Raw genomic sequence first — 18,146 nt, 5'->3', positions numbered from 1 at the left:
CAGCGCCCCGGACACGCGCGCGGAAAAGCGCGACGGCAGGCGTTTCCTGTCCTGCAGCACGAACCCCTTGTAGGCCGGATCGCCAAAAAGCTCTTCCATGGCGTGGCTCATACCAATGTTTTGGGTTTTCGGCAATTCTTCTCAGAACCTGGATTCCTCGCCCTCACCTTAGACGTTCGGGGGAGGAAGAGCACCAAGGTCGGCGAGTTCGCGCCGTTCCTCTCCCCCGTCGATCGGGGGAGAGGTGTCGAGCGGAGCACGCCCGAGTGGGGGTGGGCCCCTCACCGAAGCAAATACTTCCGCCTGATTACCGCCTGCTTGAGTCTTCTTGCCTGTCTTGTGGCGGCGCGTTCGGCCAATGGCTTCCCCCACTCCGTCGCTGCTGCGCAGCGCCACCTCTCCCCCCTCCGGAGGGAGAGGAAGGGAGCCAAGGTCGGCAAACTCTCAGTTCACAAAACCTCGAACACAAACGTCTTCACCAGCGCGTCCGGCTCAGCGATCGCATAGCAGCGAAACCACGGACTCTGTTCGACGAGCCGCCATTTCCCAGCTTGCTCCAGCTCATCGAACACGGCTTGAAAGCCGCCACTTTCGAACACCTGGTCACGCACGGTGAAGATGGCATGGCCACCCTTGCGGGTGATGCGCACCAGCTCGTGCAGGCTAGAGGCCGGCGCATGGCTGATGGTGAACACGCCGGTCGAGAAGAAGGCGCGGAAGTGGCCGTCAGGCCATGGCAACGTGTCGCCCAGCATTGCCTGCTTCAGTTCGCTGTAGGCATTGCGGCTGCCGGCAATCTTCAGCATATCGTGCGAGAGGTCGAGCCCCGCAATGTCGCGGTAACCGAGCGCCTTCAGCGACGGTCCCGACAGGCCAGTGCCGCAGCCGCCATCGAGCAAGGGGCCATCGCCCGCCGGCACATGGCGCGCCACCCAGGCGGTGATCAGGAAAGGCAGGAGGTAGCCGAGCGAGGCGGTCTCGCTGTCATAGGTCGCGGCCCATGCGGCATAGGCCTCTTCAAGCGCTTCCGGCGTGTCGGCCGTGTAGACGGAATCCAGCGCCGCATTGGCTTTGTCGACGATCATGGGACCTCCTCAACGGGAATGCTCGGGGATCGTAATGCTGTCTTCGCCGAAAAACTATTCCTCGTGCTGGCGGCGCAGCCGCCGCTCCAGCGCCCTGAGCGCCAGCGACAGGCCGACGGTCAGGATGAGATAGATGTAGGCCGTTATCGAATAGGTCTCGAAGAAGCGAAAGGAGCCGGCGGCGTAGACCTTGCCCATCTGCGTGATGTCGGCAACGCCGAGCACCGAGACCAGCGAGGAATCTTTGACCAAAGCGACGAAATCATTGCCGAGCGGCGGCAGGATGGTGCGGATCGCCTGTGGGAACACGATCAGCCGGAAGCGCTGAGCGCGGGTCAGCCCAAGCGCCTTCGCCGCCTCGATCTGGCCCTTCTCCACCGACTGGATGCCGGCCCGGAAAACCTCCGAGATGAAAGCCGAATAGCCGATGGTCAGCGCCATGATGGCGCGCCAGAGCAGCGACACGTCGCGCACCAAAAGCTCGCCGAACAGGCCGGCACTTTGCAGCGGCACGGTCAGCGCGTTCCAGGCCGCGACGAAAGCCGGTGCACCGGCAAAGGCGATCCAGAACAACAGCACCAGGATCGGCACGCCGCGGATGATCTCGACATAGAAGCGCGCGATCTGGCGCAGCCCGCGCGAGCCGGACATTCCCATCAGCGCGATGCCGAGACCCATGGCCGAAGCCAGCACGAAGGCGATCACGGTGACGAAGATGGTGACGCCGATGCCCTTGACGACCGTGGCGAACACCTGGGTATAGAGGTTGCTGGTGGCGACGAAGACGGCCACCGCGATGGCGAGGGTTACGGCAACGACGAGCCACCAGGGGAAGTCGGCTTTGGACGAAGAGGAAGGGACCTGCATCAGAAGGATTGCGCCAAGGCACCCCCCTCTGGCCTGCCGGCCATCTCCCCCGCAAGGAGGGAGATTGGCAGCTTCAATGCCCGCGCCTTTTCTTCAATGCTGGAGGTACGCGAAGGCAGGGCGAACAGCCGATCTCCCCCCTTGCGGGGGAGATGTTCGGCAGGACAGAGGGGGGTGTTCAAGCGCAAGTCAGCGCGAGTTTACAAGATCGCTACTGCCCCATCTTGTAATCAAGAAACCATTTCTTGTTGAGCGCATCGAGGGTGCCGTCGGCCTTCAGCGCCGCGATGGCCGCGTTGACCGGTTTCACCAGGTCGGACCCCTTCGGGAAGATAAACCCAAAATCCTCGGTGCCGAGCGGTCCGCCGATCAACTTCAGCTTGCCTTCGGAGGCATCGACATAACCCTTGCCGGCGGTGCCGTCGGTCAGCACGACATCGACGTCGCCTGATTTCAGTGCCTGCACGGTCGCGCCGAACGTCTCGAACAGTTTGATGCGCGGGTTCTGCTCATTGCCGTCGAGCACGCTGTAGACGGCGGTGTAGAAGGGCGTGGTGCCGGCCTGCGCGCCGATCAGCCCGTCCTTGAAGGCGCCGAAGGTCTTGGCGTCGGTGAAGCGGCTCTCATCGCCGCGCACCAGCATGAACTGTTCCGAGCGCATATAGGGGTCGGAGAAATCGACCTTCTCCTTGCGGTCGTCCTTGATGGTGATGCCGGTCATGCCAATGTTGTACTGGTTGTCGGAAACCGCCTGGATCATCGCGTCCCAGGAAGTGTTCTGGTACTCGACCGTGAAATTGAGCCGCTTGGCGATCTCGTTCATCGCGTCATATTCCCAGCCGATCTGTTTGCCGGTCTTGGCATCGATGAACTGCAGCGGCGGATAGGCGTTTTCGGTCACAACCACCACCTTCTTGCCGCCGAGGTCGGGCAGCGCCTGCGCGAAGGCGGCAACGGGTGCCAGGACGAGGGCAAGCAGGCCCGCCAGCAGCAGTTTCGATTTGGTCATGACACACTCCCCGGGAATTGATGACCCGGGCATGGCCGGGTTTGCAGGAAAATCCGGCGCCGACTTTAGCTTTCCGCAAGCGTCATGCAAGACGCTCTGCCGTGTCGCCTGGGGCGAAATCGGATTCCAATGCTCTCAATCGGAAGATTCCGGGAGATCCGTGCCTTAGCCGGCGGTCAGTCAGCCGCCGGTGCCTTGGCGTCCGTCTCGCGCAGCCCAGCAATGAGCTTGGCCAGGATGCGGTGCAGGCCATCCAGTTCGACCGCGCTGAGGCGGGGAAATTGGCAGAGTATCTGGACAGCAACGTCTTTGGCGGGCCTGCGTAGCGACTGTCCCTTGGCTGTCAGCTCCAGAAGCACCCGGCGCTCGTCGGCAGCGTCGCGCCGGCGGGTGATGAAGCCGCCCGCCTCCAGCCGTTTGAGCAGGGGTGTCAGCGTCGCCGAATCGAGACCCAGCACCTCGCCGAGCCCACCCACCGTGCGTGGCGCTCGCTCCCACAGCGCCATCATCGCCAGATATTGCGGATAGGTGAGGCCGAGCGGTTCGAGCAATGGCCGGTAGAGCCGTGTCATCAGCCCGCTAGCCGAATAGAGGGCGAAGCAGATCTGGTCGTCGAGTTTCGGCACCCCGGCGAAATCCGCCGAGGCCTGCGTGGTATCGTCCGTCTGTTTTGTGTTCATGCTGCCTTTGCCGGAAGCGCCTTAGCCGAAAGTGCCACCTCGATGTTGCCCTTGATGGCGTTGGAATAGGGGCAAACCTGGTGCGCCGCCGATACAAGCGCTTCCGCCGCCGCCTGATCAAGACCTTTTGTTTCCGCTGCCAGCGAAACGCCGAGCACAAATCCGCCCTGCGCATTGCTGTGCAGGCTGACATTTGCCGTCACCGAGGCATCCTGCAGCGGCAGTTTCTGCTTGCCGGCGATGAAGCGCATGGCGCTTTCGAAGCAGGCGGCATAGCCGGCGGCGAAAAGCTGTTCGGGATTGGTGGCGCCACCTTTGCCGCCAAGCTCCTTGGGCATGGCAAGATCGAGGCTGAGCAAGCCATCATCGCTCTGGACATGGCCGGCGCGGCCGCCGACGGCGCGGGCTTGGGTAGAATACAATGCAGGCATTTCATTCTCCATTTAAATCGTGCACGATTGTTTAGTACACGATCTAAACCGAGTCAACCGCCGACTTTTCCGCCAGCCGGCCCCGGAAACGAAAAAAGGCGGCCGAAGCCGCCTTTTCAAACTTGCTCGTCGAAAAACTTATTCGGCGGTGGCTGCTTCGGCTGCCTTTGCGGCTTCAGCTGCCTCGGCGGCGGCCTTCTTCTCGGCGGCGTCCTGAGCGGCCTTCTCGACGGCCAGAGCCTCGGCGGCTGCCACCTTCTCGGCCTCGATGCGGGCCTTCTCGGCGTTCAGAGCATCGCGCTCCTCGTCGTTCAGCTTGCGGGCGCGCACGCCGGTGTTTTCCGAAATACGGGCCGATTTGCCGCGACGATCGCGCAGGTAGTAGAGCTTGGCGCGACGCACCTTGCCGCGGCGAACGATTTCAACGCCTTCAACCATCGGCGAGTAGACCGGGAACACGCGCTCGACGCCTTCGCCGTAGGAAATCTTGCGAACCGTGAAGTTCTCCTGGAAGCCGGCGCCTGCGCGGGCGATGACGACGCCCTCATAGGCCTGGACGCGGGTGCGGGTGCCTTCGGTCACGCGGACCTGGACGCGCACGGTGTCGCCGGGCTGGAATTCGGGAAGCTTGCGCTTGGCTTCGATCTTGGCGGCCTGTTCGGCCTCGAGCTGACGGAGAATATCCATCTCAAAAGTCCACTTCTTGTTCTTCCGACAGTCAGAGCGTCCGACACTCGCCTTGCAGTTCCATTGACCGCTTGGCTATGCCCTTTGTCTCCAAGACACTTGTCTTTGAAACATCAGGCAGGGGCGACTACACCGTCATTGTTGACGGGTCCGGCAGATTCTTTTCTGGCCGGTACGGGCGGGCACATACAGCTATTTCGCCGCTTTGTCACGCCTTGGCAGCGCATTTTCTGCTCGCATGGCACCATCGTAATCCTGCCGTGCCGGGTTGCGCCGGTCGTTCAGGCTTTCTAAGCCTGAAATAACACAGTTTTGAGCGGCCGCAATTCATGTCTGTCTTCGATGCCATCCTGCTCTTTCTGGCGGGCTTTCTGTCAGGCGCCGCCAATGCGGTCGCCGGTGGCGGCACCTTCATCACCTTCGGCGCCATGACGTTGGTCGGCCTGCCGCCGATCGTCGCCAACGCCACCTCCTCGGTGACGCAATTTCCAGGCTACATCACCTCGACCCTCGCCTACTCGGCCGATATCAGGCATTTCTGGCGCGGCGCGCTGCTGCTGTGCCTGATCTCGGCCGTGGGCGCACTGGCCGGCGCTCTGATCCTTTTGGCGCTCGACAATCCCTCGTTTCGTGCTCTGGTGCCGTGGCTGCTCTTGGCCGCGACGGCCCTGTTCGCCGCCGGCCCCTGGCTGAAACCGGTGCCGAAGCCCGGCCATGAAGCGGCGGTGGGCTCGCTCGCCGGCTCCCTGGCGCAGTTTCTCACCGCCATCTATGGCGGCTTCTTCGGCGCCGGCATGGGCGTGATGATGCTGGCGACGCTCGGCCTCACCCAAGCCGGCGACTATCACCGGCTGAATGCGTTGAAGAACATGCTGGCCATGGTCATCGCCGCGGTCGCGATCGTCGTCTTCGTCTCGGGCGGCGTCGTCGCCTGGCCGCAGGCGATCATCATGATCCCGGGCGGCGCGCTCGGCGGCTATGCCGGCGTCTGGATCGCCAGGCGCGTGCCGCAAAACGCGGTGCGCGGCTTCGTCGTCGCGGTCGGCCTGTTTCTGGCTTTGTATTACTTTTGGAAAGGCTGAGCGGCGGCGCCCAACAAATCAGGACGCCGCTCTTTCGTCAGCGCTTCCGACTGCGCCCGCCGCCAGGCGGCGATCTTCTTGTGATTGCCCGAGATCAGCACCTCGGGAATCTCGCGCCCTTCAAACTCCTGCGGCCGCGTATAGTGCGGGTGTTCGAGCAGGTCGTTCTCAAAGCTTTCTTCCTCGCCCGACACCGCGTTACCCATCACGCCCGGCAACAACCGCACCACCGCATCGAGCAGAACGAGCGCTGCCGGCTCGCCGCCCGAGAGGATGTAGTCGCCGATCGAGACTTCCTCCAATCCCCGCGCGTCGATCACCCGCTGGTCGACGCCCTCGAAACGGCCGCAGACGATGACCGCGCCCGGTCCTGCGGCCAGTTCGCGCACGCGGACCTGGGTCAGCGGCTTGCCGCGCGGGCTCATCAGCAGCCGAGGCCGCAGGTCGCCTTCCGGCGAAGTGTGGTCGATGGCTTTCGCCAGCACGTCGGCGCGCATCACCATGCCGGCGCCGCCGCCGGCTGGCGTGTCGTCGACGGTGCGATGACGGTCGGTGGCGAAGTCACGGATCTGGATTGCCTCCAGCGACCACGTGCCGGCCTCGAGCGCCCGGCCGGCCAACGACAGGCCGAGCGCGCCGGGAAACATTTCGGGGTAAAGCGTCAGCACCGAAGCGGAAAAACTCACCGGTTGCCCCCGGCATCGCTCGGTCCGCGCGGCCTGCCCTTCGGATCGAAGTCTTCCTCTCGCGGGCCGTCGCCATCCTCGTCCTCGACAAGTCCGGCCGCCGCCGGGTCGACACGGACGAAGCCTTCGGCGATCGACACTTGTGGCACGGCAGCCTGTGTGAACGGGATCAGCACGCCCTTGCGCCCGCCCAGCGTCACGTCGAGAATGTCGCCCCCGCCGAAATTGTGCACCGCGACGACCTTGCCAAGCACGGCACCCGTGTCGTCGCGGACTTCGAGGCCGACGAGGTCGGCATGATAGAATTCATCTTCCTCGCCGTCTTCCGGCAGCATCGAACGGTCGACGAACAGCTCCGTGCCGGCCAGCGCCTCGGCGGCGTTGCGGTCGGCAACGCCCTTGAAGCGGACCACGACGACGGTGTTGGCGGGCCTGATGTCGATGATCTGGAAGGCGCGGCCGTCACGGGCGTAGAGCGGGCCGTAGTCGGCCAGCGCCAGCGGTTCACCAGTGAAGGTCTTCACCCGCAATTCGCCCTTGATGCCATGGGCGGCGCCGATCACGGCCATCTGGACAGGGTTCTGGGGCTTGCTCATGGCGCTAAATCCTTTGGCTTTGCTCTAACGCTCCCCGATCGTCATTTCAATGACGCGCTCTTCACCGCTTCCTAACCCGGCTGCCGGAAAATGGCGGGGCATGCATGAAACAAAGGTCGAAAGCACGCCATGCAGGAATTCCTGATCCCGGCCAAACCCGATCTCCAGGCGGCGCGCGAAAGCTGGCTGAAGATGCTCGCGCGAGAACGTCGGCTGTCGCCTAAGACGGTGGAAGCCTATGAGCGCGACACGCGCCAGTTCCTGCATTTCCTCACCGGCCATTGCGGCGGCTCGCCCGGCATTTCGGACATCGCCGATCTGCGCCCGGCCGACCTGCGCGGCTTCCTCGCTGCGCGGCGCAATGCCGGCGCCGGTGCCCGCACGCTCGGCCGGGGTCTCGCCGGCATCCGCTCGCTGCTGCGTTTCCTCGAGCGGCGCGGCCTTGCCAATGCGGCGGGTGCGGCAGCCCTGCGCGCACCGCGCCAGCCCAAATCGCTGCCCAAGCCGCTGACGGCGAGCGACGCCAAGCATATCGTTTCCATCGAAGGCCAATTGGCGGAAGAACCCTGGATCGCGGCCCGCAACGCCGCTGTGCTGACACTGCTCTACGGCTCCGGCCTGCGCATTTCCGAGGCGCTCGGTCTGGCGGGCGCCGATCTGGCGTCGGCGGACGACAGGGTGCTGCGCGTCACCGGCAAGGGCGGCAAGACGCGCCTGGTGCCGGTGCTGCCGGTGGCGCTCAGGGCGATCGCCGAATATCGCCGGCTCTGCCCCTATCATCTCGACCCCAAGGGCCTGCTGTTTCGCGGCGCCCGCGGCGGCCCGCTCAACCCGGCCATCGTCCAGCGCGACATGGCCAAACTGCGCTCGGCGCTCAACCTGCCCGATACCGCGACGCCGCATGCGTTGCGACATTCCTTCGCTACGCATCTGCTCGGCCGCGGCGGCGATTTGCGCACCATCCAGGAACTGCTCGGCCACGCCAGCCTGTCGACGACGCAAATCTACACCGGCGTCGACACCGCGAGGCTGCTCGAGATTTACGAGTCGGCGCATCCAAGGGCATGAACCCTTCAATTTCGCAGTACCAATTAACCGTTTTGCCGCTTTTCGGTTCTAGAACTGACCATGATCCCGAAAAGTGGGACCCGGTTTTCGGAAAAGATCATGGTCAAACATGAAGACAGAACCATGAAACGCGTCATCGCCATCGCCGACCGTGCAGCTTCCGTGTCGCTGAAGCTGCTCGTCGCGCTCAATGTTTTGTTCTTCCTGTCGTTCCTCGCCGTGCTGCTGTTCGCGGCCGGCAAGGCGCATGCCGGAATCCCGACCTGCACCGGCGCCGACATGCTGTCGGCCTTGCAGAAGAACGATCCGGCGACCTACCGCAAGATCGAAGCGGAAGCCGCAGCGACACCGAACGGCAAGGGCCTGTTGTGGAAGCTGGAAAAGCCCGGCGAGAAGCCGTCCTTCCTGTTCGGCACCATGCATATGACCGACCCGCGCGTCACCACGCTGCCTCCCGACGCGCAGAAAGCCTATGACGCCGCCGGCACCATCGTCATCGAAACCACCGACGTGCTCGACAAGCAGAAGATGATGGTCGCGATGCTCCAGGAGCCGGACCTGATGATGTTCACCGATTCGACGACGCTGGCGTCGCTGCTGTCGCCCGACGATGCGGCGGCCATGAACGCCGCCCTCGACGCACGCGGCATTCCTCCGGCAACGGTTGCCAAGATGAAGCCGTGGATGCTCTCGGCCATGATGGCACTGCCGGCCTGCGAGCTGGCCCGCCAGTCAGGCGGCGCCCCGGTGCTCGATGTCAGGCTGGCGCAAGGTGCGAAGGCTTCCGGCAAGCCGGTGGAAGGATTGGAGACGGCTGAAAGCCAGCTACGCGCCATGGCCTCGCTGCCGCTGGCGTTTCACATGAAGGGTCTCGTCGACACGCTGAAGCTCGGCGATAAGATCAACGACATCAACGAAACCATGATCGTGCTCTACCAGCGCGGCGACACCGGCATGTTCTGGCCGCTGTTTCGCGTGGCCATGCCGGATGGCACGGACGACCCCGCGGGCTATGCGGCGTTCGAGGAAACCATGATCACCAGCCGCAACAAGGTGATGGTCGAGCATGCCGAACCGATCCTTGCCAGGGGCAACGTCTTCATGGCGGTCGGCGCCCTCCACCTTCCCGGTCCCGAAGGCCTCGTCGAGGATTTCCGCAAGGCCGGTTACACCGTCACGCCTGTAGGCCTGTAACCTTATCTGATCTGGGCCAGCATCGCCGGAACGACGATCCGGTGGAACGGCATGATGATCGCGAGATAGGCGCGCCCGAGCCAATTGTGCGTCTTGACGATCGTCGTCGCGGCCACTTCCTGCCGGCCCATGCCGAGATCCCGGACTTCGACCAGGACCCGGAAATCGAGATGCCGGTCGTCGAGGCCAAGCACAACCTTGCCGGGAAACTGGCTGATGAGCGGAAATATCCCGATCCGGCCCGACGGCAACACCGCAGCTTCCAGGCCCGTCTTCAACCGGAACGGCCTGACGGCAAGGTTGCGCAGCGCCATGAGCCGGCCGACCCAGGGCGGCGTTCGCCCCAAGGCGCGTTCCGCCGCGCCGAGTGCGGTTAAAGAAAGACCTTCAGTGACCAGCACATAGCGGTCGGCGAACTGGGCTCCGGCGAGAGCATCGCAGTGATTCGGGACAAACTCTGCTATGGGATTCGTCACGGCAAAATCCTCCGGAAAAACCATGATAGGCACCAATTTGGCGCGTTGCGTGGCGAAAAGGCGCCATTCCGGCTCCGGAACGGCGGGATTGTCCTTGTTTTTGGCGTTTTCCAACCCTAGCGTGAAACCAGTTCAATGATTGCGCGTTATGTGGTGTTGATTGATATTTTTCATCCACGGAGGACACTTTTATGGCGAACGCACCGAATCCAAACGACCCGTTCAATTCGTCCACCAACGCTCCGAGGCCAAGTGGCGGCGGTGGCGGTAGTGGTTGGCTGATTGCGCTGGTCGTCGTTATTCTTGCGGTTGTCGCGTATTATGTTTTTGGAAGAAGCGGTGAGCACCCGGCACCCGCCGAGCCGCCGGCAGCCAGCACACCGGCGCCCGCACCGGCACCGGCGGAACCGATGAAGCCGGCCGAACCTGCCCCAGCACCTGCCCCGGCACCTGCAGAACCGGCGCCTGCTCCGGCACCAGCACCAGCGCCGGCTCCAGCCCCAGCCCAATAAGTCGGCTCGATATTGAATACGAACGGCCCGCTGAAAGGCGGGCCGTTCTGTTTTGGGGGCAGCGCTACGTTCGTCTTTAAATATGAATGGGCTTGAAGAACGTGGCCAGCGCCGCCTCCTTCACCGCTTCCGACATCGTCGGATGCGCGTGGCAGGTGCGGGCCAGATCCTCAGACGAGCCGCCGAATTCCATCAGCACCGCCGCCTCGTGGATCATCTCGCCTGCGCCGAAGCCGACAATATGCACGCCGAGCACGCGGTCGCTTTGCTTGTCGGCGAGGATCTTCACAAAACCGTCGGTGTGCAGCATGGCGCGCGCCCGGCCATTGGCGCTGAACGGGAACTTTCCGACCTTGTAGTCGATGCCGGCCTTCTTCAACTCTTCCTCGGTCTTGCCGACCGAGGCGATTTCCGGGCTGGTGTAGACGACGCTCGGAATGACGTCATAGTTCACGTGGCCGGCCTGGCCGGCAATGGTTTCCGCTACCGCCACGCCCTCGTCCTCGGCCTTGTGTGCCAGCATCGGCCCGGCGATGACATCGCCGATGGCATAGATGCCCGGGACATTGGTCCTGAGATGGCCGTCGGTCTTGACCCGGCCGCGCTCGTCGACCTCGACGCCGGCTTCTTTCAGCCCAAGACTGTCCGAATAGGCGCGGCGCCCGGTCGAGATCAGCACCGCATCGGCCTCGATCGTCTCGGCGGCGCCGCCCTTGACCGGCTCGAAGGTGACCGTGGCACCCTTCTTGGCCTTGGCGACGCCGGTGACCTTGGCGCCGAGCTTGAACTCGAAACCCTGTTTGGATAGCAGCCGCTGGAACTGCCTGGAGACCTCGCCGTCCATGCCGCCCAGGATGGTGTCGAGGAATTCGACCACGGTGACCTTGGCGCCGAGCCGCGCCCACACCGAGCCGAGCTCGAGGCCGATGACACCGCCGCCGACCACCACCAGATGGCCGGGCACCTTGTCCAGCGACAAAGCGCCGGTCGACGACACGATCACCTTCTCGTCGATGTCGACCTTGACGCCGGGAATGCCGGCGACATCCGATCCGGTGGCGATGACGATGTTCTTGGTCTCGATCTCCTCGACCTTGCCGTCCTCGCCGGTCACCGAGACCTTGCCGGCCGCGACCACCTTGCCGGTGCCGCGAAAGCTGTCGATCTTGTTCTTCTTGAACAGGAAGGCGACGCCGTTGACGTTCGACGACACCGTCGCATCCTTGTGCGCCATCATCTTCGTCAGGTTCAATTTCGGCGCTGGTATCTCGATACCGAGCGCGTCGAAGGAATGGCCGGCTTCGGCGAACATCTCGGAGGCATGGAGCAGCGCCTTCGACGGAATACAGCCGATGTTGAGGCAGGTGCCGCCGAAGGTCGCGTTCTTCTCGACCACCGCAACCCTGAGCCCGAGCTGCGCCGCCTTGATGGCGCAGACATAGCCGCCCGGTCCCGATCCGATGATAACGACGTCATAAGCCATGTTTGTTTCCCTTTGCTTGGCGCTCAGCGGCCGCCGCTTACATTCAGGATCGCGCCCGTCGTATAGGACGCGGCGTCGGATAGAAGATAGAGAACCGCGCCGGCGACTTCATGCGCAGTGCCCACTCTTTTCATCGGCAGTATATCGCGGAACCGCTCTATCCTGTCCGGCTGCCCGCCAGAGGCATGGATCTCGGTGTCGATGATGCCCGGCCGCACCGCATTGACGCGGATACCTTCCATCGCCACCTCGCGGGCGAGCCCGACGGTGAACGTGTCGATGGCGCCCTTGGAGGCTGCATAGTCGACAAATTCGCCCGGCGAGCCCAATGTCGCTGCCGCCGACGAGATGTTAACGATCGATCCGCCCGCCCCCCCATGACGGGTCGACATGCGCTTCACCGCTTCGCGGGCACACAGGAACGAGCCGACGACATTGATGCGCATCATGCGCTCCAGCCGCGAAACGTCCATCTCGTCGACGCGCGCCTTGACGTCGACGATGCCGGCATTGTTGACGAAGGCGTCGAGCCGGCCATAGGCGCGGTCGACGGCCTCGAACATGGCCACGATATCGGCCTCGCTGCCGACATCGCCCTTGACGGCAAAAGCCTCGCCGCCGGTGGCCTTGATCTCGGCGACCAGTGCATTGGCGGCGTCCTGGTTCGCAGCGTAGTTGATCCCCAGTCGGTAGCCGGCCTTCGACCCGAGCCGGCAGATGGCGGCGCCGATGCCGCGGCTGCCGCCCGTGACCAGCAGCACCTTTTGCGTCCCGCTCATTCCTGGCATCCCTTCAAGGCAAACACATTCCACGGCACTTTCGAAAATCCGCTGCCGCCATAGGCCGAGGATTGACGCAGCGCCGGACCGAGATCCGGCAGGATCAGCGTTTTCGGCGCTTCCACACCCTCGGCCGGCAGCAGCCCGATGCTGCCGCCATTGGTGCCCCCTTTGGTACTCTTGTCGTCCGACGTGCAGATGACACCGTGCCAGGAGGTGCAGGCGGCGAGCTCCTCGCCGGTGACGTCACCCTCGGGGCATTTGTACATCAGCGCGCCATTCGGCCGTGACACACCTTCGTTCCACATGACGATGCCGTTGAGCACCACATCGTTGTCGAGGATCATCCGAAAAGTATTGGTGACAGTCGCCGAAGTGCCGGTTGGGGTAAAGTCGATCTCGGCGCCGCTCTGCGCGTCGCCATAGACAGCGAGCTCGATCGGACAGGCGGCGCGGGCATTTGCCGGGATCATCGCCGCGCTGACCGCTATCAATGCAGTCGACAGGCTTTCGGGAAAGAAAGAACGGATCGTCACTGCTATCCGCCTTCAACAGCTTGATCGAGGATGAAGACCGTCGAAAGAAAATAGTCTATCTCGAACGCAACGTTTTCATTCCTGTCGACCGGAATGGTGTTCACCTCGTATTTGAGGGTCAAGATGCGTGAACCCTCCGCCAGCTCAATATAGACGTCGCGCTCACGACCGCCGCTGATCGCCCACTTGAATTCGCTCTTGTTTAGGAACTGCAGTGCCTTGGGCAAGGTATGTATGGCTATCGGCTTTCTGCCTGCGAAAGTTACTGGATGCCGCCCCACATCGACATCCAAGTGGCCGTACCAAGTCGGCATCGCTCCACCCGATTGCAACCTTCCGAAGGCAGGTTCCACGCTAATCGACCGTAAGCGAAAATCGGGACTGAAAAAGAACTCGCAATTCTTGCCATAGATGCACCACGCCGACTCGATGTCCCCATGGCGAAAATGATTATCGGCGCCCACATCCTCCGGATCTATCAAGTTTCGAACCGTTTCGCGGCTGCTTTTGCCGAGTTCGATCGACCCCGACCGGCCTGTCGTTACAAGCTCGAACAGGTCGATTGGCTCGACAGACTCAGCCATCGAACCAACCCTAGAGATCGAGCACCAGCCGTTCCGGATCCTCCAGGCTTTCCTTGACGCGGACCAGGAAGGTCACCGCTTCCTTGCCGTCGACGATGCGGTGATCGTAGCTCAGCGCCAGATACATCATCGGACGGATCACGATCTGGCCGCCGACCACGACAGGCCGGTCCTGGATCTTGTGCATGCCGAGGATGCCCGACTGCGGCGCGTTGAGGATCGGCGTCGACATCAGCGACCCGTAAACGCCGCCATTGGAGATGGTGAAGGTGCCGCCCTGCATATCCGCGACCGACAGCTTGCCGTCACGCGCGGCGATGCCCAGCCGGCCGATATCCTTCTCGATCTCGGCGATCGACATCTGGTCGGCATTGCGCACGACCGGCACGACGAGACCCTTCTCGGTACCGACAGCGACACCGATATGGGCGTAGTTCTTGAAGATGATGTCGGTGCCGTCGATCTCGGCATTGACCGAGGGGATTTCCTTCAGCGCGTGCGTGACGGCCTTGGTGAAGAAGCCCATGAAGCCGAGCTTCACGCCGTGCTTCTTCTCGAACACGTCCTTGTATTTGGTGCGCAGCGCCATCACCGCTGACATGTCGACCTCGTTGAAGGTGGTCAGCATGGCGGCGGTCGACTGCGCTTCCTTGAGGCGGCGCGCGATGGTCTGGCGCAGCTTGGTCATGCGCACGCGCTCCTCGCGAGAGGCGTCGTCGCCGGAGGATGGCGCGCGCACGGCAACCGGTGCAGGTGCCGCCTTCGGCGTCTCTGCCGGCTGTGACGGCGCGCCTTTGGAGATGGCGTCGAGCACGTCGCCTTTCAGCACCTGGCCACGCTTTCCCGAACCGGAGATCTGGTCGACCGAGAGATTGCTTTCGGCGATCAGTTTCGCCGCGGCCGGTGCCGGCGGCATGGTGCGCGGCTCGACGGGGCCGGCATCGCCGGCGATCTTGGCGGTCTCGGCCGCGGCCTGCTTGCCGGTCGATGCCGCATCGGGCGACGAGGCCTGCGACACCGCTTGCGGCTTGGTAGCCGGAGCAGCGGCCGCGCCACCTGCCGAAATCGACCCCAGCAAAGCGCCGACGCCGACCGTCTCACCTTCCTTGACGGTGATCTCACCCAGCGTGCCGGCGGCGGCGGCAGGCACCTCCACCGTCACCTTGTCGGTCTCGAGCTCGACCAGCGGTTCATCGGCGGCGATTGTATCGCCAACCTTCTTGAACCATTTGCCCACGGTCGCTTCAGTGACGGATTCGCCGAGAGTGGGAACGCGGATTTCGGTAGCCATTGTGCCTGTCCGTTTTCTTTCGGTTCTGTTGTTCGCCCAGATATTCTCTATTCACCAAGCGCGTCTTCGAGCAAGGCGGCGAGCTGGGCGAGGTGCTTCGACATCAGTCCGGTCGCCGGCGAGGCGGCAGCCGGGCGGCCGGTGTAGCGCACCCGCTGATGCTTGGCATCGATATGCGCCAGCACCCATTCCAGATACGGGTCGATGAACGACCAGGCGCCCATGTTCTTGGGCTCTTCCTGGCACCAGACCATCTCGGCATTGCGGAACCGCGACAGTTCGGTGATCAGCGCCTTGGCCGGGAACGGATAAAGCTGCTCGACGCGCAGCAGATAGATGTCGTTGATGCCGCGCTTCTCGCGCTCCTCATAGAGGTCGTAATAGACCTTGCCCGAACACAGCACGACACGGCGGATCTTTGAATCCTTGACCAGCTTGATCGCCTGGCCGGAAAGCAGCTGCGCATCGTCCCACAAAAGCCGGTGGAACGAGCTTTCGCCCGAAATTTCCGGCAGCGTCGACACCGCCCGCTTATGGCGCAGCAGCGACTTCGGCGTCATCAGGATCAGCGGCTTGCGGAAGTCGCGCTTCAGCTGCCGGCGCAATATGTGGAAGTAGTTGGCCGGCGTCGTGCAGTTGGCCACTTGCATGTTGTCTTCGGCGCAAAGCTGCAGGAAGCGTTCGAGCCGGGCCGAGGAATGTTCCGGACCCTGGCCTTCATAGCCATGCGGCAACAGGCAGACAAGGCCGGACATTCTGAGCCACTTGCGTTCGCCCGACGAGATGAACTGGTCGAACACCACCTGGGCGCCGTTGGCGAAGTCGCCGAACTGCGCCTCCCACAAGGTCAGCGCCTTGGGCTCGGCCAGGCTGTAACCATATTCGAAGCCCAGCACCGCCTCTTCCGACAGCATCGAGTTGATGACTTCGTAGCCAGCTTGAGCCGCCGACAGATTGTTGAGCGGGATGTAGCGGGTCTCGTCGCGCTGGTCGTAGAGCACGGAATGGCGCTGCGAGAAGGTGCCGCGTTCGGAATCCTGGCCCGACAGGCGGATCGGATTGCCGTCGAGCAGGATGGCGCCGAAGGCCAGCGCCTCGGCCGTCGACCAGTCGATGCCTTCGCCCGACTCGATCGCCTGACGTCGGTTTTCGAGGAAGCGGATGATCGTCTTGTGCGCCTCGAAATCCTTCGGCACCTCGGTCAGCTTCTTGCCGATTTCCTTCAGCGTCTTGACCGGCACGGCGGTCTTGCCGCGCCGCTGTTCGTCCTGGTTGTCGGCGGTGCGCAGGCCCGACCAGGCGCCGTCCAGCCAATCGGCCTTGTTGGGCTTGTAATGCTGGCCGACTTCCCATTCGGATTCCAGATGCGCCCGCCAGTCGGCCTTGAGCTGGTCGAGTTCAGCCTGGCTGATGTGACCCTCGGCGATGAGCCGGTCGCCGTAGATCTGCACGGTCGTCTTGTGGGTGCGGATGTTGCGGTACATGATCGGCTGGGTGAAGGCCGGCTCGTCGCCCTCATTGTGGCCGAAGCGGCGATAGCAGAACATATCGACCACAACAGGCTTGAAGAACTTCATGCGGAATTCGATCGCCACCTTGGTGGCGTGCACCACGGCTTCCGGGTCGTCGCCATTGACGTGGAAGATCGGCGCCTCAATCATCTTGGCCACGTCTGATGGATAGGGCGACGAGCGCGAGAAGCGCGGGTTGGTGGTGAAACCGATCTGGTTGTTGATGATGAAGTGCAGCGTGCCGGCGACGCGGTGGCCGCGCAGGCCGGACAGGCCGAGGATCTCGGCGATCACGCCCTGACCGGCGAAGGCGGCATCGCCATGCAGCAAGAGCGGCAGCACCTTGGCGCGCTCTTCCAGCGGCACGATCTCCTCGCGGCTGCGGCCGAACAGGTAATCCTGCTTGGCGCGCGCCTTGCCCATCACCACCGGATCGACGATTTCCAGATGCGAGGGGTTGGCGGTCAGGGACAGATGCACCTTGTTGCCGTCGAACTCGCGGTCCGACGAGGCGCCGAGATGGTACTTGACGTCGCCCGAGCCCTCGACCTCGTCGGGTGCGGCCGAGCCGCCCTTGAACTCGTGGAAGATGGCGCGGTGCGGCTTGGCCATCACCTGGGAGAGCACGTTCAGCCGGCCGCGATGCGCCATGCCGAGCACGATCTCCTTCATGCCGAGCTGGCCGCCGCGCTTGACGATCTGCTCCAGCGCCGGGATCAGCGCTTCACTGCCATCGAGGCCGAAGCGCTTGGTGCCCTTGTACTTGACGTCGATGAACTGCTCGAAGCCTTCGGCCTCGACCAGCTTCTGCAGGATCGCCTTCTTGCCGGTGGCGGTGAAGGTGATCTCCTTGTCGGCGCCCTCGATGCGGGCCTGGATCCAGGCCTTTTCCTCGGGGTCCGAAATATGCATGAACTCAACGCCGAGCGTCGAGCAATAGGTTCGGGTCAGGATTTCCAGCATCTGCCGGATGGTGCCGAATTCAAGCCCGAGCACATTGTCGAGGAAGATCGGCCGGTCATAGTCGGCTTCGGTGAAGCCATAGTTCTCCGGCGACAGCTCGTTGTAATCCTCGAGCGGCTTGGCGATGCCGAGCGGATCGAGATTGGCGTGCAGATGGCCGCGCATGCGGTAGGCGCGGATCATCATGATGGCGCGCACCGAATCGCGCGTCGCCTGATGCACGTCGGCATCGGACAGGACGACGCCGTTGGTGACCGCCTTGTCCTTGACCTTCTTTTCGATCGTCTTCTCGACGATGCCCCAGTTGCCGTCGAGCGCCGAGACCAGTTCGCCATTCGCCTGCAGCGGCCAGGAGGGCTTGGCCCAGGAGGCGCCCTTGGCGTTCCTGCGCACATCGCCGGCATCGTCTTTCAGCCCGGCGAAGAACTCCTGCCATTCGGGATTGACCGAGGCGGGATCGTCCTCATAGGCAGCGTAGAGCGCGTCGATGTAATCGGCGTTGCCGCCATAGAGGAATGAGGTGAGCGAAAATTGGTCGTTGGCCTGATCTTGTCTTGCCATTTTTTGTCCGCGGAGCCTGGCTCCGTCTCCTGTTTTTGGAGGGGAGTAGGGGAATAAGGGAATAG

The 18,146-nt window shown here is 63.2% G+C and carries 18 protein-coding genes; 3 read left to right on the top strand and 15 right to left on the bottom strand.

Going from position 1 to position 18,146, the window contains the following annotated elements; translation table 11 throughout:
* Positions 1-449 precede the first annotated feature (449 nt).
* The 6 genes from NKH52_RS18240 to rplS form a co-directional block, all read right to left on the bottom strand.
* Complete coding sequence (locus NKH52_RS18240; protein ID WP_352735721.1) at positions 450-1,085, bottom strand: class I SAM-dependent DNA methyltransferase; 636 nt, start codon at positions 1,083-1,085, stop codon at positions 450-452.
* 54 nt (positions 1,086-1,139) lie between these two features.
* Positions 1,140-1,952: an amino acid ABC transporter permease gene (locus tag NKH52_RS18235; RefSeq protein WP_352735720.1), complete on the bottom strand. Its 813-nt coding sequence runs from the start codon at positions 1,950-1,952 to the stop codon at positions 1,140-1,142.
* 211 nt (positions 1,953-2,163) lie between these two features.
* Entirely contained in the window at positions 2,164-2,961 is a 798-nt protein-coding gene (locus NKH52_RS18230) for a transporter substrate-binding domain-containing protein (protein WP_056585774.1), read from the bottom strand.
* A gap of 176 nt (positions 2,962-3,137) precedes the next feature.
* Complete coding sequence (locus tag NKH52_RS18225) at positions 3,138-3,641, bottom strand: MarR family winged helix-turn-helix transcriptional regulator (RefSeq protein ID WP_352735719.1); 504 nt, start codon at positions 3,639-3,641, stop codon at positions 3,138-3,140.
* Positions 3,638-4,072, bottom strand: a complete 435-nt coding sequence (locus NKH52_RS18220; RefSeq protein ID WP_023811268.1) for an organic hydroperoxide resistance protein — start codon at positions 4,070-4,072, stop codon at positions 3,638-3,640. The genes NKH52_RS18225 and NKH52_RS18220 overlap by 4 nt, the downstream gene beginning before the upstream one ends.
* A gap of 138 nt (positions 4,073-4,210) precedes the next feature.
* Positions 4,211-4,759 (bottom strand): 50S ribosomal protein L19, encoded by a 549-nt coding sequence (gene rplS / locus NKH52_RS18215; protein ID WP_023811269.1) that lies wholly within the window; start codon positions 4,757-4,759, stop codon positions 4,211-4,213.
* Positions 4,760-5,088: 329 nt separating this feature from the next.
* Here rplS and NKH52_RS18210 point away from each other — a divergent pair, with 329 nt between their 5' ends.
* Positions 5,089-5,841 (top strand): sulfite exporter TauE/SafE family protein, encoded by a 753-nt coding sequence (locus NKH52_RS18210; RefSeq protein ID WP_352735717.1) that lies wholly within the window; start codon positions 5,089-5,091, stop codon positions 5,839-5,841.
* On the opposite strand, the gene trmD is transcribed toward NKH52_RS18210, so the two are convergent.
* Both trmD and rimM read right to left on the bottom strand, forming a co-directional pair.
* A complete protein-coding gene (gene trmD, locus NKH52_RS18205) occupies positions 5,823-6,527 on the bottom strand; it encodes a tRNA (guanosine(37)-N1)-methyltransferase TrmD (RefSeq protein ID WP_127296316.1) in 705 nt (234 codons plus the stop codon). The genes NKH52_RS18210 and trmD overlap by 19 nt on opposite strands.
* Entirely contained in the window at positions 6,524-7,123 is a 600-nt protein-coding gene (gene rimM / locus NKH52_RS18200; RefSeq protein ID WP_352735716.1) for a ribosome maturation factor RimM, read from the bottom strand. Before rimM ends, trmD begins: the two co-directional genes overlap by 4 nt.
* 129 nt (positions 7,124-7,252) lie before the next feature.
* On the opposite strand from rimM, the gene NKH52_RS18195 reads away from it, so the two are divergent.
* Both NKH52_RS18195 and NKH52_RS18190 read left to right on the top strand, forming a co-directional pair.
* Positions 7,253-8,191, top strand: a complete 939-nt coding sequence (locus tag NKH52_RS18195; RefSeq protein ID WP_352735715.1) for a tyrosine recombinase XerC — start codon at positions 7,253-7,255, stop codon at positions 8,189-8,191.
* Positions 8,192-8,314: 123 nt separating this feature from the next.
* Complete coding sequence (locus NKH52_RS18190; protein ID WP_023811275.1) at positions 8,315-9,385, top strand: TraB/GumN family protein; 1,071 nt, start codon at positions 8,315-8,317, stop codon at positions 9,383-9,385.
* A 2-nt stretch (positions 9,386-9,387) separates the two neighbouring features.
* On the opposite strand, the gene NKH52_RS18185 is transcribed toward NKH52_RS18190, so the two are convergent.
* The 7 genes from NKH52_RS18185 to NKH52_RS18155 all read right to left on the bottom strand — a co-directional run bounded on the left by NKH52_RS18185 (position 9,388) and on the right by NKH52_RS18155 (position 18,081).
* Positions 9,388-9,975 carry a DUF2867 domain-containing protein gene (locus tag NKH52_RS18185; RefSeq protein WP_352735714.1) on the bottom strand — a complete coding sequence of 196 codons (588 nt, stop codon included), beginning with the start codon at positions 9,973-9,975 and terminating at the stop codon, positions 9,388-9,390.
* 474 nt (positions 9,976-10,449) lie between these two features.
* A complete protein-coding gene (gene lpdA / locus NKH52_RS18180; RefSeq protein ID WP_352735713.1) occupies positions 10,450-11,856 on the bottom strand; it encodes a dihydrolipoyl dehydrogenase in 1,407 nt (468 codons plus the stop codon).
* 23 nt (positions 11,857-11,879) lie between these two features.
* Positions 11,880-12,635 (bottom strand): SDR family oxidoreductase, encoded by a 756-nt coding sequence (locus tag NKH52_RS18175; RefSeq protein WP_352735712.1) that lies wholly within the window; start codon positions 12,633-12,635, stop codon positions 11,880-11,882.
* Positions 12,632-13,108, bottom strand: a complete 477-nt coding sequence (locus NKH52_RS18170; protein WP_352735722.1) for a hypothetical protein — start codon at positions 13,106-13,108, stop codon at positions 12,632-12,634. The genes NKH52_RS18175 and NKH52_RS18170 overlap by 4 nt, the downstream gene beginning before the upstream one ends.
* A gap of 65 nt (positions 13,109-13,173) precedes the next feature.
* Positions 13,174-13,755 (bottom strand): hypothetical protein, encoded by a 582-nt coding sequence (locus NKH52_RS18165; RefSeq protein ID WP_352735711.1) that lies wholly within the window; start codon positions 13,753-13,755, stop codon positions 13,174-13,176.
* Between the two features lie 10 nt (positions 13,756-13,765).
* A complete protein-coding gene (gene odhB, locus NKH52_RS18160; protein ID WP_352735710.1) occupies positions 13,766-15,046 on the bottom strand; it encodes a 2-oxoglutarate dehydrogenase complex dihydrolipoyllysine-residue succinyltransferase in 1,281 nt (426 codons plus the stop codon).
* A gap of 47 nt (positions 15,047-15,093) precedes the next feature.
* The gene (locus NKH52_RS18155) at positions 15,094-18,081 is read right to left on the bottom strand and encodes a 2-oxoglutarate dehydrogenase E1 component (protein ID WP_352555111.1); all 2,988 of its coding nucleotides are present in this window, start codon (positions 18,079-18,081) and stop codon (positions 15,094-15,096) included.
* Between the last annotated feature and the right edge of the window lie 65 nt (positions 18,082-18,146).

The organism is Mesorhizobium sp. M1066, from assembly GCF_040318635.1.
In the GTDB taxonomy this organism is placed as follows: Bacteria; Pseudomonadota; Alphaproteobacteria; order Rhizobiales; family Rhizobiaceae; genus Mesorhizobium.
This window is presented reverse-complemented; position numbering and strand designations above follow the sequence as displayed.

Coding starts and splice junctions, on each gene's coding strand:
- NKH52_RS18165 (WP_352735711.1), bottom strand. CDS start 13,755: ATGGCTGAGTCTGTCGAGCCAATCGACCTGTTCGAGCTTGTAACGACA.
- rimM (WP_352735716.1), bottom strand. CDS start 7,123: ATGAGCAAGCCCCAGAACCCTGTCCAGATGGCCGTGATCGGCGCCGCC.
- NKH52_RS18155 (WP_352555111.1), bottom strand. CDS start 18,081: ATGGCAAGACAAGATCAGGCCAACGACCAATTTTCGCTCACCTCATTC.
- NKH52_RS18235 (WP_352735720.1), bottom strand. CDS start 1,952: ATGCAGGTCCCTTCCTCTTCGTCCAAAGCCGACTTCCCCTGGTGGCTC.
- rplS (WP_023811269.1), bottom strand. CDS start 4,759: ATGGATATTCTCCGTCAGCTCGAGGCCGAACAGGCCGCCAAGATCGAA.
- NKH52_RS18225 (WP_352735719.1), bottom strand. CDS start 3,641: ATGAACACAAAACAGACGGACGATACCACGCAGGCCTCGGCGGATTTC.
- NKH52_RS18240 (WP_352735721.1), bottom strand. CDS start 1,085: ATGATCGTCGACAAAGCCAATGCGGCGCTGGATTCCGTCTACACGGCC.
- NKH52_RS18195 (WP_352735715.1), top strand. CDS start 7,253: ATGCAGGAATTCCTGATCCCGGCCAAACCCGATCTCCAGGCGGCGCGC.
- NKH52_RS18210 (WP_352735717.1), top strand. CDS start 5,089: ATGTCTGTCTTCGATGCCATCCTGCTCTTTCTGGCGGGCTTTCTGTCA.
- odhB (WP_352735710.1), bottom strand. CDS start 15,046: ATGGCTACCGAAATCCGCGTTCCCACTCTCGGCGAATCCGTCACTGAA.
- NKH52_RS18220 (WP_023811268.1), bottom strand. CDS start 4,072: ATGCCTGCATTGTATTCTACCCAAGCCCGCGCCGTCGGCGGCCGCGCC.
- NKH52_RS18175 (WP_352735712.1), bottom strand. CDS start 12,635: ATGAGCGGGACGCAAAAGGTGCTGCTGGTCACGGGCGGCAGCCGCGGC.
- NKH52_RS18190 (WP_023811275.1), top strand. CDS start 8,315: ATGAAACGCGTCATCGCCATCGCCGACCGTGCAGCTTCCGTGTCGCTG.
- NKH52_RS18170 (WP_352735722.1), bottom strand. CDS start 13,108: ATGATCCCGGCAAATGCCCGCGCCGCCTGTCCGATCGAGCTCGCTGTC.
- NKH52_RS18230 (WP_056585774.1), bottom strand. CDS start 2,961: ATGACCAAATCGAAACTGCTGCTGGCGGGCCTGCTTGCCCTCGTCCTG.
- lpdA (WP_352735713.1), bottom strand. CDS start 11,856: ATGGCTTATGACGTCGTTATCATCGGATCGGGACCGGGCGGCTATGTC.